Source organism: Fortiea contorta PCC 7126, assembly GCF_000332295.1.
GTDB classification, from domain to species: domain Bacteria; phylum Cyanobacteriota; class Cyanobacteriia; order Cyanobacteriales; family Nostocaceae; genus Fortiea; species Fortiea contorta.
Genome location: NZ_KB235930.1, coordinates 370,442 through 386,208 on the forward strand (window position 1 = coordinate 370,442; position 15,767 = coordinate 386,208).

At 37.0% G+C, this 15,767-nt stretch carries 11 protein-coding genes; all 11 read right to left on the minus strand.

The window, feature by feature from the left end; genetic code table 11:
- Window positions 1-2: 2 nt before the first annotated feature.
- Window positions 3-821, minus strand: a complete 819-nt coding sequence (locus tag MIC7126_RS0101780) for a WecB/TagA/CpsF family glycosyltransferase (protein WP_017651400.1) — start codon at window positions 819-821, stop codon at window positions 3-5.
- A gap of 70 nt (window positions 822-891) precedes the next feature.
- Window positions 892-2,067: a glycosyltransferase family 4 protein gene (locus tag MIC7126_RS0101785; RefSeq protein ID WP_017651401.1), complete on the minus strand. Its 1,176-nt coding sequence runs from the start codon at window positions 2,065-2,067 to the stop codon at window positions 892-894.
- A 98-nt stretch (window positions 2,068-2,165) separates the two neighbouring features.
- Window positions 2,166-3,317 (minus strand): glycosyltransferase, encoded by a 1,152-nt coding sequence (locus tag MIC7126_RS0101790; protein WP_017651402.1) that lies wholly within the window; start codon window positions 3,315-3,317, stop codon window positions 2,166-2,168.
- A 184-nt stretch (window positions 3,318-3,501) separates the two neighbouring features.
- Entirely contained in the window at window positions 3,502-4,359 is an 858-nt protein-coding gene (locus MIC7126_RS0101795; RefSeq protein ID WP_017651403.1) for a glycosyltransferase family 2 protein, read from the minus strand.
- Between the two features lie 48 nt (window positions 4,360-4,407).
- A complete protein-coding gene (locus tag MIC7126_RS0101800) occupies window positions 4,408-5,652 on the minus strand; it encodes an O-antigen ligase family protein (RefSeq protein ID WP_017651404.1) in 1,245 nt (414 codons plus the stop codon).
- A gap of 30 nt (window positions 5,653-5,682) precedes the next feature.
- On the minus strand, window positions 5,683-6,936 hold the full coding sequence (locus MIC7126_RS0101805) for a glycosyltransferase family 4 protein (protein WP_017651405.1): 1,254 nt from the start codon (window positions 6,934-6,936) through the stop codon (window positions 5,683-5,685).
- 16 nt (window positions 6,937-6,952) lie between these two features.
- Window positions 6,953-7,885 (minus strand): hypothetical protein, encoded by a 933-nt coding sequence (locus MIC7126_RS0101810; protein WP_017651406.1) that lies wholly within the window; start codon window positions 7,883-7,885, stop codon window positions 6,953-6,955.
- A gap of 53 nt (window positions 7,886-7,938) precedes the next feature.
- Entirely contained in the window at window positions 7,939-9,258 is a 1,320-nt protein-coding gene (locus MIC7126_RS0101815; RefSeq protein WP_017651407.1) for a flippase, read from the minus strand.
- A gap of 35 nt (window positions 9,259-9,293) precedes the next feature.
- Entirely contained in the window at window positions 9,294-11,525 is a 2,232-nt protein-coding gene (locus MIC7126_RS0101820; RefSeq protein WP_017651408.1) for a GumC family protein, read from the minus strand.
- A gap of 52 nt (window positions 11,526-11,577) precedes the next feature.
- The gene (locus MIC7126_RS0101825; RefSeq protein ID WP_238553591.1) at window positions 11,578-12,042 is read right to left on the minus strand and encodes a hypothetical protein; all 465 of its coding nucleotides are present in this window, start codon (window positions 12,040-12,042) and stop codon (window positions 11,578-11,580) included.
- A 1,686-nt stretch (window positions 12,043-13,728) separates the two neighbouring features.
- A complete protein-coding gene (gene aspS, locus MIC7126_RS0101830) occupies window positions 13,729-15,516 on the minus strand; it encodes an aspartate--tRNA ligase (RefSeq protein WP_017651410.1) in 1,788 nt (595 codons plus the stop codon).
- Between the last annotated feature and the right edge of the window lie 251 nt (window positions 15,517-15,767).

The window sequence follows — 15,767 nt, forward strand, 5'->3', positions numbered from 1 at the left end:
AACTATTTGTTGTTTTTCAAAGAATTGGTTTTAAAAAGTTTCCAACCGAACCAACTTGCTAGCCATTGAACAAGAAACAAAAATACAAACCGTGGATTATGTTTAAAGTACCGTTTCCATAAACGCTTGGGCTCCATAAACAGTCTAAATATCCACTCCATACCTCTTTTCTGCATCCAACTGGGAGCTTGTTTGACGCGACCAGAATGAAAATCAAAAGCAGCTCCAACACCAAGCATTACAGCATGAATCTTGTCTTTATGAGTCGCCATCCACAATTCTTGTCTAGGACAACCAATACCTACAAATAAAATTCTTGCACCAGACTCTACTATTTGTTGGGTATATATTTGGTCTTCTTCTGCTGTTAATGGCCGAAAAGGTGGTGCAATTTGACAAGCTATTTGAATTCCTGGAAAACATTTATGTAAAAAAGCATTAAATGCCGTCAAACTTTCCGATGTTCCACCATAAAGTCCAATCGGAATACCAGCTTCTACAGATGCTTTGCATACATGAAGAGTTAAGGTGGGGCCATAGACGCGAGAAGCATTTTTTATACCTAACGCACTTAAAGTCCAAACTAGAGGCATACCGTCCGGTGTGACTAAATCGGCGTTGTTAACTACACTGGCGAATTGAGAATCATCATAAACTTCCATTACCATGTGAACGTTAGCAACACAAATGTATTTATTTTGTCGCTGGCGTGCCCAATCTATAATCTGTTGAGTAGCATTTTCATAACTAGTAGCATCCAATCGCATTCCTAAAATGTAGCAAAAATCATGAATATTTTGGTTATTATTTAGTAGTTTCATTGCGTCATGTATCAAGGTTTATTAAGCAGAGGTTTAGCTTTTTCAATTAAAAACTGTGTTTGATAAATATTTAGTATTTGTGACGACTCAAAACTTTTTCATAAATGCTCATTAACATCTGATAGTTCTTCTCTGCGGTGTATTTTGCTTCAAATTCAGCGCGCGCCGCTCGACGCATAGAAGCTAAATTTTCTGAGTGATTAAGAATCCATTCTACTTTGGCGACTAAATCATTTGAGTCACCGGGACGGAACAAAAGTCCATTATCATAAGGCCTAATTAACTCTGCAAAAGCACCAATATCAGAAGCAATAACAGGAGTTCCTTTTGCAAAAGCTTCAATTGCCACTAAGCCAAATGTTTCATACCATTCTGCACATACTACTAAAAATTTGGCTGCTCCCATTAGCTGATGAACTTCGTTTGAAGGTCTATGTCCTAACCATTCCACTTCTAAACCTTGTGCCACTGCTTGAGTGACTAGAGTAGATAAAGGCCCATCTCCCACTATCTTGAGGGTAATTTTTTTACCAAGTTGTTTCCAAGCTTTTAATAGTGTTTCAATCCCTTTTTCAAAAGAGAGACGACTAACAAATAAAGCGTATTCACCTTGCCCATTTCCTTGACCAGGATCAGGGTATATAAAGTTTGGTTTAACTACAAGTTTTGACTCTGGAAAATTTCCCTGAATAAACTTATTGCGAGCAAATTCCGTGAGAGTAATATATTGATCTACCATCCTAGACCAAGTTTGAAATGTTTGATGTACAAACTGCATGGTTGCAACAAAAGCTGTACCCGTTCTACTACCCCGATAACAACCATGCACCACACTGGGCCAAGGAACAAATTTCCCAAGGCAGTCTTCACAAACTTTTCCATCACGAAATAAAGCATAGTTAGAACACAACAGACGGTAGTTATGCAAAGTTTGCACAACCGGCACATTAGCTTCTTTGCAAGCGTAGTAAACAGAAGGTGAGAACACTGGGAAAAAGTTGTGTATATGTACAATGTCTGGTTGAAAATTGTCAATTTTTTCTCTTACTAATTTTTTAGATGAAAGTGAATAGATGGCATTAATTGCCGTTTGAGCTTTTTGTATAGGATTAGTAATGTGGTCATTATTAACCTCCAAAAACGCTATGTTATGACCATTTGCTTCTAGTAAAGCCTTTTCAGTATTCACAACTACATCCTCACCACCAGGCATCTGATAGCGATTATGTAAAATCAGTATTTTCATATATTTAGCAGCCTGAATTTAAAAACAAATAATCAAAAAATTAGTTTTGAAAAGTTGGAAACAGCGTGCAGTTAATAATTTAGCTACCACTAAATTATTTAACTTAATACAACATCTATAACTTCGCTTAAAAAATTGGCAGATGTTTCTGGTGTGTATTGGGATATTAATTGCTTAGATTTAGAACCCATAGCATTTATCAAAGTGGGATTATCTATAAAATTTTTCATCAATTTTGCCAAATTTTCAGGATTGTGAGGGTCAAATATATAACCATTCTCTCCTTCTACAACCATCTCCGATGCCCCTGCCCATTTAGAACAAAGAATAGGCTTACTAAACGCCATTGCCTCTAGTACAACCATGCCCCAAGTATCTTCTAAAGTTGGAAAAACAAATACATCTGCCATTTGAAAATACGCACTCAAAACACCATATTCCATCCATCCCAACCATTGCACACAATTTTGTAAACCAGATTGATTTGTTAATACTTGTAATTCATCACGTTGCGGCCCATCACCGACAATTAAAAGAGTATAATCACGATAGTTTTGGGCTTGAAGAAGTAGACAAGCTTCTAATAGTAACTGGATACCTTTCCTGTGTATTACTTGACCCACAAAAATAAAAATAGGACGTTGTAATTTTAGTTGTGTGCTTTCAATGTTTGCTGGTAGAGCCGTCATTGCCTTCATATCTGGTACTTCTATAGGCTTGACAACTACTAATTCTTTTTTAGCCTTTAAAGTATTAGTCAGATAATACTTTCCTCTTTGGTTATTAGTAACAAATGCATCTGCAAAACGTGTAATCATCTGTCTCCATAAGATACGAAATGTAGAGTTGCAGGCATCAACTGTAGGCGCGCTACCTTCATAATAAATCACAATTTTCCAACCAAATATTGGTTTAAGTAACATAGCTATAAAACTCCATAAAGAGTAAGCTAGTGTAAAAATAATCTGTGGTCTAAATCGAAATAAACGGTTGAGAATAGCCGGAGATAAATAATCAAATCCAGGACTATACCCTTTTGATGATTGGCTGGTTTGTATGCGTTTTGTTTTACCGACTAATTCCACATTAAAACTATTTTCATATCCTTCGGTAAATCCGGGCCATTCGCCAGTATAAACAACTGTATTTTTAAAAATTTTAGTAAAATTACACAAAATAGGATGCCAATAGTTACCTAACACAATTGAAGGGAATAACCAAGCTATACGAAGATCATTTTTGTAATTCATTTTTATTCCTCATTGTCAATATCTTAGACTAGCAATCTATAGCAGGTAATAGTTTTTATCTGCAATTATGTCAAACTTTTGCTGAATTAATTATCAAAAAAAATCTAATCGTGATTAAGAATAACTAAGTAATTAGCTTATTCATTTCACAGAAAAACACCTAATGCTAATCAATGTTATCGCTTTAAAAAGATTTGATATTCATTAGCAACCTTGCATAAGGAAGTAGCCAATAGATTGGCCAAAACCAACCTGCGTACCTATATGCAAATGTTTTCCACTCTTTTAATGGCAAGCCCTTTGGTTGATTAACTTGATGCCATTGTTCTCGTAAGCTCTTATTAGTTTGCTCCCAAATTTTCAATCCAGAAACGTTATTTTCACAAGTTCCTACGTATCCTGGTACTATCCAAATAGAACAATTATGTTTTTGCGCTCGTAATCCATAGTCTATATCTCCTGTGTTATGAGTAAAAGTTGCATCAAGATTTCCTATTGATTGGACAACTTCTCGGTGAATAAGGACGCAATTACCGTTCATTGTTAGACAAGGTTTTGCTTCTACATCTGGTTGCACGAGACTAAATTTTAGAGGATGCCACCAGCTATCTCTTACCATACCTCCATAAGTTAGTACACCTGTTTCTGGGTCTTGAGTAGAACCAACTACAATAGCTTGATGATGTCCTAAGCTCTTTAAATTATCAGATGTTGTTAATAAAGTATTTACGGCTTCGGAGTAAAGCAAAGTGTCGTCATTAAGCCAAAGGTAGTAATCGTAATTCAATTGAATAGCTTCTGCAAAAGCTAATCGCATCCCTCCATTCCAAAACAAATTTCCATTCCCTTGAATTACCTTAATGTCTGGATATGCACTTATTACCGCTTCTCGCGTGCCATCGGTACTATAATCATCAACCAAATATACCTGAATTTTTACGTTAGCAGGTAAGTTTTGTTGAGACAATTGTTGTAAACAAGTTAAAGTTTTTTCTCGTCTATTATGACAAGTCATTAAGACAGCTAAATGCTTAATATTCATATTAGTTTTTTGTAGTTTGATGTAGTAGAGTTGTTTTGAACAGTTATATTAATTGGCTGTATTACTTTTGATGCGATTATATTGTATGGAAGAAGAAAGAGAAATAAATCCATATATTATCCATAATATATTACTAGTAGATAATAGAGTTTGACCTTCAGATAAATTAAAGATTAAATAAACAACTAAAAATTGCAACATCCAAAAATATTCAAATTGTCTAGTTGTGAATAATAAATTAATAATTCTAATTATAGTTAATAACAAATTGTATGTAAATAAAATAACACCTATTAATCCTAGTTGAAGAAATAAATCTAAAAACCCATTGTGTGCATGGAAAATAATTTGACCAGTTCTAAAGCCCTCTTGCCCTCTTGCCCATGAATTCATAATAATAAAAGTAGACTCATTTGAAGTCCAAAATGCATTATAGCCATATCCTAAAAAAGGTCTTTCTAGTCCTTTATCTATAATCATTGTCCAGATTGGAGTTCTTCCATTAAATTCAAGATTTTTACCAAGATATCCAACTACTATATTTTCAATATTTAATGAAATTAAAATAATTAGTAAACTTGTAATTAATAATGCTATCAATAAAAAGAGTGCTCTACCATGTTTTTGAACAACAATTTTATATACAGGTAAAAATAACAGTACTAATAAATATGCTATTAATCCTGTCTTGCTTTGAGAAAAAATAAGCAGGATGAATATAAAACCCAGCCAACTTAAATTATTCCAGATACTACCTTTTTTCGCAATTAAGTTACTTATAAAAATAGTAGATCCAAATGAGAGAAATCGACCAAATATTTGCTTGTGATTAAAAATACCTTGCCAAGCGGAATAATTATCTGGCTCACTAGAAATTGTATAACTTGGAAACATTAGAGACGCAAAAAAGCTAAGTATTAACGCAAAGCCAATTACCCAAGACAATAAGCGAATCAGTTCTTTAGGTGTATATTGCATTGCCAAATATATACTAAAAAACAGAGAGCGTAATAATGCTCTTACCTCTTGTGCAGTATCAGATGGGTTGATAGACCAGTATACTGAAGCGAGCGCAACTCCAATTAATAAAATTAAGGAAGTATCTCTAGATGCAGCGTAAGTAAACCGCTTTAGCCTTCCAACGATTAAAATCAATATGATTCCATAGCTTAATATATTAATGAGAGATGATGGAATAAATGATGCATTTAAAGATTCTGCGAATAGAAGTAAAAAGATAACACTTATAACTTCTAAGCTTTTGAAAATTCCTTCAGACGATGTGTTCTTCAATCTTTAAATTCTTCCTGATAAATATTAAATTTAATTAGAATTAACTAATATCTCATTAAAAAGATTTAAATAGCGATTTGCTTGAATTTCTACAGTAAATTTTTGTTCTGCTTTTTGACGAGAATAATAAGATAACTTGTCGTGTCGTTCTGGGTTTTCAAGTATCCAAGTAATTCCTTTTGCTAAATCTTCAATTTCATAAGGTTTTGCTAAGTAGCCGTTTTGTTGATGGTCAACAATATCTTTTAAACCTGTTGCATTAAATGCCACAACTGGAGTACCGCAAGCTAAAGATTCAGAAGCAGTTTGCCCAAAGGATTCTTGATAAGATGGTACAACCATGACATCACTAGCTGAGTAAACAACAGCTAAAGAGAGATGATCATTAAGATGACCTAGATAGTGGCATTTAAAGCCTAAATCAGGAGGATTTTCTGGTGGAGATGCTCCAAAAACAACTACTTCTAATTTATCTTTCCAGTTAGAGTTGCTTAAATTTTGCAGAGATGCTTGCAAAAAATGAAATCCCTTATTTTTATCACTAGTTGCATCTACTGCGCCAAAGAGAATGAGTTGTTTATCTTGAGGTAAATTGAGTAATTCTCGTGCTGTTTTGCGAGCGATTGGTCTATAGATTTTAGTATCAAGCCCGTGGGGAATAGTCTCGATTCGTAAGTCCTTAAATAAGGAACTGCTACGAGCGCAATTAGCTAGCCAAGAACTCGGTGAAACGAGAGTTAGATTTAAGTTTCTCCATGCTTTAGCTTTACGTTGCCATGTCCAATAGGATAAATCCTTTTCTTTTGTACTTGCTAATTGAGGACAAGCACCACAATTAATCATGTAGCGATCGCATTCCCCAATTACGTGACATCCTCCAGTTAGGGGCCATATATCATGCAGAGTCCAAACTAAAGGTTTCTTAAATTTGGATATAGTTTCTATTTGCATGAATCCAGCACTAATCCAGTGTAAATGTATAATATCTGGTGAAATTTGATTGACTTTAGAAATAACTCTATCCGGTATCCATTGGATGGAAAATAACGTTTCAGGACGCTGCTGATAAAGCTTTAATGGCAAGGCATCAAAGGTTAATTTTGCCCGTTCTATACCTTGAATTAATCTAGTTTTACTTGCAAGTACTGTTTTGTCGTCGCTAGATTTATCCTGCACTAACATCTGCGAATGCACGTTGATATCCCGTAATCCCTTGTGCAATCGATAGGCAGCACGAGCTGCACCACCTTTAATATCCCATGTACTAAGATGTAAAATCTTCATTATTTAAAACCACAATTTAAGTCAAATTTAAGTGAAACTTCTTTCTAAGAACTTGCTTCATTTCTAGTTTGAACATATCCAAATGAGTTGTTTTATATAAAGTTTTTTGGGTAAAATTATCAGACTTAGCATCTCTAATGATAAATGGAGGGTGCTTTAGAGGTAATTCCATTGTCTGAGTGGGCAGACTATCATAAGGATTGCTTTTATCATCAGCGAAATGAGTCGAGTCACTACCAAAACCAATATTTGAAATTAAATTTACATTTGATATGATTCCTAAACTATTTTGCATCCAGCAAGCAAATGTCCACTGATAATCCCAAGTTATACCTAAAGGATTATCATAAACAGACTGCAACATATAGTTCCAATATCTCACGGCTAATGGCTCTGTGAGGATATCAGCAAGAAAGCCTTGTGACTGAACTTCTTTCCACAGTTTTATGGTTAGATCATAATGCTGCCAAGCTCGTTTCCAACTTGCCCAACCCCAGCAGAAGTTATAGCGCGAAAAGTAGTAGCTGTAATTAGTTCTTCTGCGTCCAAAAAGAACGTTCTCTCCAGAAATTGAGCTGATGCGAGTATCGTGTCTATATTTTTCTAGTAACTCTTCACAAAAAGGGAAAAATGTCGGATGAGGTAAGCAATCATCTTCTAGAATAATTGCTTCTTCGACGTTCTTGAAAACCCAATCAAGACCGCTGGATACACGTTTTGCACACCCTAAATTGACATCAGAGTAGTTTTTGATAACTTCGCAATCCCAGTCTACTCTCTCAATAATTGCACGAGTAGCTGCACATTTTTCCGCTTCATCGGGAACATTAATTCTTGGCCCATCTGCAACTACAAATAGCTTTGGTGGTTTGGCACGGCGAATTTCTTCAAACACTCTTTCTGTGGTATGTGGTCTTTTAAAAATGATAAATGCTACTGGAGTTTGCATGTTTATTTAAATGAAATTGAAATTAACTTAAGCCAGCTATGATTTGATAGTTATCAACTTCCAAAAAACAAAATTGAATGCACTTCAATTTTAAATATTTTTCTAGTTTTAGGATGAACAGCATTACTAAAAAAATCGGAAACTGCGTAAGAAATTAAAGTAGCGATCGCTGCACCTAATCCAGAATATTTAGGAATCAGCCATAGGTTTAGCAAAATATTGGTAATGGCTCCTAGCACAGTTCTGTACATAGCAATGTGATTTAAATTTTCGGTAATAAACCAAGGTGAAATTGCTACACCTAAAAACACAAATAAGGAAGCCCATATATGAATTGATAACACAGAACCTGCATCCGCATAGCTACTACCAAATAGAGTGTTAATAATTATCCACGATAAGAAACTAATGGGTACGCAAATTGTTAAAGCGACCAAAAACATGAAACTAATAAATTTTTTGAGGCGCTGATAATAAAGCGTCTCGCTGACTTCTTTAGCAGCAAAAATTGCGGGTGAAACAGAAGAAGCTAGCGCCATTGGGATAAAATAAAACATTTCAGAAACACGAGTTGCTGCTGAATAAATACCCACTGCGTCATTACCAAGCATTTCTCCTAGCATAATTTGATCTATTTTCATATAAATCAAAATGGCAAAGCTAGAAAAAATTAAAGGCCAACTTTCTTTAAGAATGTTTTTAGCAATTGGAAAATCCCAATTCCACAAAGAATGTGATTTGTTCTTAAATATATAAATTAAGTACAAACCTAAAGCACCCAATGCAATTTCTACAGTACTGATGATCACAAAACCTATCAATGGTGCTTTGAGAGTAATCAGAGTAATCTTACTCAAGGCAATAATGATGAAAGCTATATTCTTGACAATAACGGTATATTTGGACTGTACCTGTGATTGAAACCAAAGATCAATGGTATCAAAAGCCTGAAAAATCCCTCCTGCTGCTAAAATTGCCACAAACCAGACAGTCATATCTCGTTCTTTATGAAACAGTAAAATACAACCAACTGTTAATAATAATGCGGCAATACCACCTATTAATTTCAACCAAAATACTGTTCCCAAAATTTTATCTCTATCTAGTGGAGTACGCACTAAATCACGTATTACCACACTGTCTAATCCTAAATTTGCAAGTGGATTGAATAGAGAAACAAAGGCAATAGCATAGTTAAAAAGACCATATTGTTGTACGCCTAAATACCGTGCTACCCAGACTCCTACAACCAGACTGACACCCATGCGAAGTACTCGATCTGCAAATAGCCAACCAGTATTAGCAATAATTGCTGGTAGTCCGGACTTGGACTTGAAATTAAATAAGTTAGAAATTTTAAATTTATTTAGCATTACAGTTTAATAGTTGTAGTTATCTGACTCAAGCATCAGATATCGTTGTTACCCGTTACTTTTGATGTAACTTGTTTAGTTGATACGGATTTTCGAGATGAAAAGCCTTGCTCGATTGACTCTTTTGAATAATAAAAGTAGCTATCTGGCTCAAGTTTAATATTCACACCGTTAATTACCATACCCAAGACTTGTTGACCTGACTGGCTGAGAAACTCTCTAGCTGTGGTAGCACTGGCTGAATCTACGATTCCCGGACGAACTACAAGCAGTACACCGTTAGTCATTTTCCCTAGGACAGCTGCATCGGGTGTACCTGCTAGAGGGGGAGTGTCAAAAATGACAAAATCGTATTCCTTGGAGAAGATTGTGACTAAAGCCTCCATTTTTTTTGACCCCAACAATGCAACTGTGTTAGGAGGTACAACTCCCGAAGGCAGGACGTAGAGATTGGGTATGACTTCCTGTACTGCTATACCGAGTGCAATTTGATCAATAATGGCGTCAGACAAACCAACTACATTCGTCATTCCCCAAATTTGATGCTGGACTGGATGACGCATATCTGCATCTACTAGCAGCACCCGACGCCCTAACTGAGCCATTGCTACAGCTAGATTAGCGGCTACTTCCGATTTACCTTCTTTAGCTACAGAACTTGTAACTGCGATCGCTTTGATCTCCTGGTCTGAGTTTAAAAACTTTAAGTTGGCTTGCAGCATTTGATAGGCATCACCAATGGGAAAATTGGGAATATCTCTGCCAATCACTCTGGGAATCGAAGTGGATTGTTCAACTCCCCCTGTAGAGGAACCATTTTTATCATTCCTACTCACACCAGGAATCACTCCCAGTAGGGTATATTGAAATAATTCTTTAGCTTCTTTAACAGTTTTAATTGATCGGTCAATTGCATCTAAAGCTAAGGCAGCAATTAAACCCAGCATTCCCCCGAAAATACCTCCACCCAAAACCAACAGGGTTTTTTTGGAAGCTGCGGGTTGATCAGGAATTAAAGCCGGAGAGATGATACGAGCATTACCGATATTTTGGTTTTCTGCTACCTGCACCTCTTGCAGTCTCGTTAAAAGAGCTTCATAAGTGGTTTGAGCCGCTTTCAGCTTCCGTTCGAGCTGTCGTTGAGTTTGTTCAAATCTGGGTAAAACATTCACCCGCTCTTTGTAAGCAGACAGCTTATCAGACAGAGCGGCAATTTCTTTCTCTAACCCAGCACGTTCTGCCTCAGAACGGGCAAACTCTCCAATCAATCCTTCTCGCAACTGTCCAATTTGGATATTTCTGCTAAGAACTGGCTGATTGCTGCCCGCTCCTTCCGCCATACGTTTCTTCAGCAAAGTATCCAGAGCCGCAACTTTTTCTTCTAAGTTGATGATAGTAGGATGGGTTGAGCGCAAACGAACTCGTTCAACCACCAACTGACTTTGGGTTTCCTGGCGTTGAGCTAGTACCTGCTGTATACCAGGAGCTTGACTTAAAGCAGCCAAGGTTACGGCTTGTTGGGAGTTGACGTTTGCTTGTGCTTGTAATTTTTGTGTTTTTGCAGTGACCTCAACTAACCGAGCTTGGTTTTGACTTATTTGTCCTTCTAAACGGGAAATTGCCTGCACCGCTGCAGTTGCTTCTTCTTGAAGCACAATTATTTTATTTTCTTCTTTGAATTTACGCAGAGCTAACTCTGCTCCTCTGACTGTAGCTTCGGTCGCAGGTAGTTGTTGGGAAATAAACTTGCGAGCTGAGACTGCTTCGGCTCGATTTGCTTCGATATTATTGCGAATATAAGCATCCATCACTTTGTTGACAACTTTTGCTGCCTGAGTGGGATTATTCGCAGTATAAGAAACTTGTAAGATATCTGTTCCTTTGGTGCTTTCTACTTTCAGTTGTTGGGACAAGTCTCTAATTTTTACAAGTTTACCTTTATTATCTCTAAGATTTAGTGCTCGAATTGTTTCTTGAAGAACTGGAACAGAGGTGACTATCCTTGCTTGAGTATCTGATGGGCTGTTAGTATTTACTAAAGATTCTAGTCTTCCTATCGCTTCCCCTAGACCTGTGAGTGAAGCAGTACGATTAGTCCTAATTAATAAACTTCCTTCTGCTTTGTATGAGGGTTTCAATGTTAATGCATACAAGAATGCAAGGATGAAAACTACGCTAAAAACGCCCACCGCAGGTATCCAGCGTCGTTGCAATATTAGTAAATATTTTTGAAAATCTATCTCTTCAAATTTTGGTATGGATTCCATAATCACAGATGCAGGTATTGATGTTAGTAGTTAAATTGAAACTGCAACTGGCTTAATTTCTTAACTGGAAGTCTTTGCTGCTGTTAATTCCAACCATCCTTGCATGTCTAAGCGTGAACTCGCCTACAGAAGGGTTTCCCTCAGGGCTAATCACTCCACTTACTTGTTGCCAATATTCTGGAGGTGCTGCTGAGATTTTATAGGTGCAAGCCTGATTTACAGCAGATGTGATTGCACTCTTTTTGACGTGATACCACTTTGTTTGTTGGCATTGATCACACCAAAATGCTTCTAACCATTCACCTTGTAAGGAAATAGCAGTTTTGGCTGCCATCAATATTAATGCATTTTGCCGTTTTACACCTCTTTTTTGTAGTTGTCCCGCACTATCAGCAAATAGTTGATGTTTTTGACTCACACTATGGAGATAACATCCATGCACTGGACAGTATATGGCTCGTCGTTTGGAACGTTTCCGATTTTTGTTACACTTATCCTGCAATTCGACCTCACTCATTGTTAGAATACGAAAGATGAGAAAAAGGTTAGGTTGGAGGGACTGAGACCTAAAAGGTCATCAAAGCCCAGCTCCTCAATCATGCAAGTTATTTATTTAAGGATGCATATACCTAATTAGCAAACAATTGCATGAGTTTTTTATGCAGTTTTTCCTTTAGTCTTGCTAATTGAAAGCTCGTGTAAGACTAAAAAACTGCAAATTTGCAATTGTTTAAACACACTTAAATGAAAAGTTGTTTAGTGCAAGTAGTCAGGATATGTCCCATCTGTTACATAGACTTTGTTACTGGAGTCTATATAACTGAAAATGTCACTACTTTGACCTAAGGAGGTCTACGAATTACTTTATACAATCATTCATTGATTCGTTCATTTATTTAAATTCCACGATAGATGCATTTGCCGAGAGCCTGATATTTGAAATTTTAACAAGAGAGATCATAGATGTCCAGACTAATACTTAGCTGCTTAATATCAATCTGTATATTTTTTGTACTTAGTATGGCATTGATTTGAACTCTTGGGTGTAAGTCCTAATGTAGTTAAGTACAAAGTTTGTTATGCAAAAAATGCATTACATACCTGAGTATACAGCAGGCTTTTTTTTTTGGGAAATAGTTGTATTAACTTCATAGTAACTTAATAATGAAAAAATATTTCTAGTGAAAATTACTGACATTATAATGAGTTTTAGTGAGGATTTCTGTAAATATAACCAATAAAGATGAAAAAGCTCAAAAACTAATCTTAGAGATTCAGTACTTTCTGCAAATTATTTATACATCTTTATTCCCAAATATCCAGGATTTTTATTTAGTAATAATTACTACTACATTGTTGAGTAAAAAGATGGTGATAAGGAAATATACATAGTTGTACAGTAGTTTTTTAGTACTAGCAAAGTTTTTTTTTTACAATTACCTCATACAAAATTTAATTTCAAAAAAAAATAATATGTATTATAGGTAACAAAATAGTATCAAAGCTATTAAACAATGAATATCATTTTTTAGTAGATATTTACGTATGTGCAATTACCTCATGAGTAAAAATTATGTTGCTCACGAGTAATAACTAGAAACAATTTTTACCTAAGATTCGTTTTTTGAAGGGAGTTGATTCAATATTAAAGAATAGATGAAGATAGCTAATAAATGCCATAGCACTTCCCGTTTTATTGAGGTATGTATATCTTATGTAATTGGAAACTGCAGTATGTAATGACTGTTATGTAAGCATTTGAACCTTTTTGAGGTTTGTCAATGGGTTGATGAATAAAGCCGAAAAACTTGTGAAGCTATATCGATTTACGTCTGATGTCAATTATGAAAATTAATGCAATATTGAGGACTTTGCGCCTTGTAGAGACGTGTACGCTTTTAGCGTTCCCGCAGAGTAATTTGTCTTCGTCCTTGAATGAAGACTACATCTCCACACCAAATATAAATCACCGTAATTTTAAAATAATCACTATATCTTGAAATTTGGTTGTGTCTGTTACTTCTAAAAGGGAATAGTTATAAAAATTATTACGAGGGATTGACAGCAGACTGCATCAAGTGCAGGGGTGAGGTACAGATGATCGTTAAGAACCACCGTTGTACTCCAACCCGTAGACCTATTTATCTGAACAATGCAGTCAGTAGTTTTTCCTATTTAAAATTCCCCGTAATTTCGCTTTCATTTATGACTTTGGCTTGTATGTCGAAGCGACATGTAGTTCTTTGAGCTGCTTAGTATCGACTGCTGAAGGTGCATCAGTCAATAAACAACGGGCTTGTTGGGTTTTAGGGAAGGCGATGACGTCGCGGATAGATTCTTCTTTGGCTAGCAACATGACTAGACGATCTAGACCGTAGGCGATGCCACCATGAGGTGGTGTACCATATTCAAATGCTTCCAAGAGAAAGCCAAATTTATTTTGTGCTTCTTCTGGTGATAAACCGATCGCATCAAATACTTGCTGTTGAATTTCTCGCTGATATATCCGCAGACTTCCACCGCCAACTTCCACGCCATTGAGCACCAAGTCATAAGCTTGGGCGCGTGCTGTTTTTAAGTCACTCAAGTCGTCAGGATGAGGTGCGGTAAATGGATGATGCAAAGCTTCTAGGCGCTTTTCTTCCGCATTCCATTCAAACATGGGGAAATCTGTAATCCAGAGTAAGTTGATTTTTTCAGGATCAATTAACCCAAATTCCCTAGCGACGAATTGACGCAATCTATCTAGGGTTTTGTTGACTGTAGGCGAATCACCAGCCCCAAATAGTAATAAATGACCAGCTTTAGCACCTGTGCGACTGAGAATTTCCTGTTTTTGTGATTCGCTGAGGTTGTCTTTAATTGCACCGATGGTATCGATTTCACCATCGTCTCTCACGCGGATAAACGCTAAACCTTTAGCACCGGCTTCACTGGCTTCTTTGAATAAATCGCCCCCTGGTTTGATGCGGACATTGGAGATGACATCATTACCGTTGGGAATGGGCAGAATTTTAACCATACCACCGTTGATCACCGTGTCTCGAAAGACTTTGAAACCACAGTCTTTGACGACATCGGAGACGTCAACTAATTCTAAACCGTAACGAGTGTCTGGCTTATCGCTACCGTAGCGCTCCATTCCTTCTGCATAGGTAAGACGAGGAAAAGGGCGGTGTAATTCAATGTTTTTAACAGTTTTAAAAATATGGCAAATTAGTTTTTCGTTGAGTTCGATGATTTCTTCTTGAGACAGGAAGCTCATTTCCATGTCTAATTGAGTAAATTCTGGTTGTCTGTCGGCGCGTAAATCTTCATCACGGAAACAACGAGCAACTTGATAGTATCGGTCTACGCCGGATACCATCAGTAATTGTTTGAATAGCTGGGGTGATTGAGGTAAAGCGAACCACTCAGCTGGGTTAACTCGACTGGGTAGGATGTAATCTCGCGCTCCTTCTGGAGTAGAACGGGTGAGAATTGGGGTTTCTACTTCCAGGAAACCTTCTAAATCTTCCAGGTAGCGACGGGCGGCTTTGATGATTTGATGGCGCAACTGGAGATTGCGGGTCATGCGATCGCGTCGCAAATCTAAATAACGATATTTTAGTCTGAGGTCTTCTCGTACTGTTTCGGTGTCGGTGGTGGAGACTTGGAAGGGTAACTGTTTGCGGACAGGATTGAGTAATTCAATTTTATCTGCATAGATTTCTACTTCGCCTGTGGGTAGGCGAGGATTGAGAGATTCTTCGGGTCTTTGTGTGACTCTACCGATAATTTCCACCACATATTCACTGCGGAGGGCGTTGGCTGGCTGATAGGAATGTGGCGTGCGTTGCGGATCGCTGACAATTTGGACAATGCCTGAGCGATCGCGTAAATCTAAAAATATCACGCCCCCATGATCGCGGCGACGGTCTACCCAACCGTATAAGGTAACTGTTTCTCCAATATCTGATTTTCGGAGTTCGCCGCAATAGTGAGTTCGCATAGGTATTAGTTCTTTTTTCCGTGCTGCTGGTGAATGTCAAAGCTTTCCCATTATCCAGCATCAATAGTAATTGTAGTCATAAACTGGGAACAATCTCACGCCAAATTCGGGGATGGGGCTGTGCCCAAGTGGAACAAGTAGCGTCATGAGCATTTCTATTTTGATTGCTGCTCTAGTGTGGGCGATCGCTTCTGGTGCGCTGGTGTGAATTTAGTTTAATTGTGACTAAATCCGGATAATTGCTCATTTTA

Coding starts and splice junctions, on each gene's coding strand:
- MIC7126_RS0101805 (WP_017651405.1), bottom strand. CDS start 6,936: ATGAAGATTTTACATCTTAGTACATGGGATATTAAAGGTGGTGCAGCT.
- MIC7126_RS0101790 (WP_017651402.1), bottom strand. CDS start 3,317: ATGAATTACAAAAATGATCTTCGTATAGCTTGGTTATTCCCTTCAATT.
- MIC7126_RS0101820 (WP_017651408.1), bottom strand. CDS start 11,525: ATGGAATCCATACCAAAATTTGAAGAGATAGATTTTCAAAAATATTTA.
- aspS (WP_017651410.1), bottom strand. CDS start 15,516: ATGCGAACTCACTATTGCGGCGAACTCCGAAAATCAGATATTGGAGAA.
- MIC7126_RS0101825 (WP_238553591.1), bottom strand. CDS start 12,042: ATGAGTGAGGTCGAATTGCAGGATAAGTGTAACAAAAATCGGAAACGT.
- MIC7126_RS0101815 (WP_017651407.1), bottom strand. CDS start 9,258: ATGCTAAATAAATTTAAAATTTCTAACTTATTTAATTTCAAGTCCAAG.
- MIC7126_RS0101780 (WP_017651400.1), bottom strand. CDS start 821: ATGAAACTACTAAATAATAACCAAAATATTCATGATTTTTGCTACATT.
- MIC7126_RS0101795 (WP_017651403.1), bottom strand. CDS start 4,359: ATGAATATTAAGCATTTAGCTGTCTTAATGACTTGTCATAATAGACGA.
- MIC7126_RS0101810 (WP_017651406.1), bottom strand. CDS start 7,885: ATGCAAACTCCAGTAGCATTTATCATTTTTAAAAGACCACATACCACA.
- MIC7126_RS0101785 (WP_017651401.1), bottom strand. CDS start 2,067: ATGAAAATACTGATTTTACATAATCGCTATCAGATGCCTGGTGGTGAG.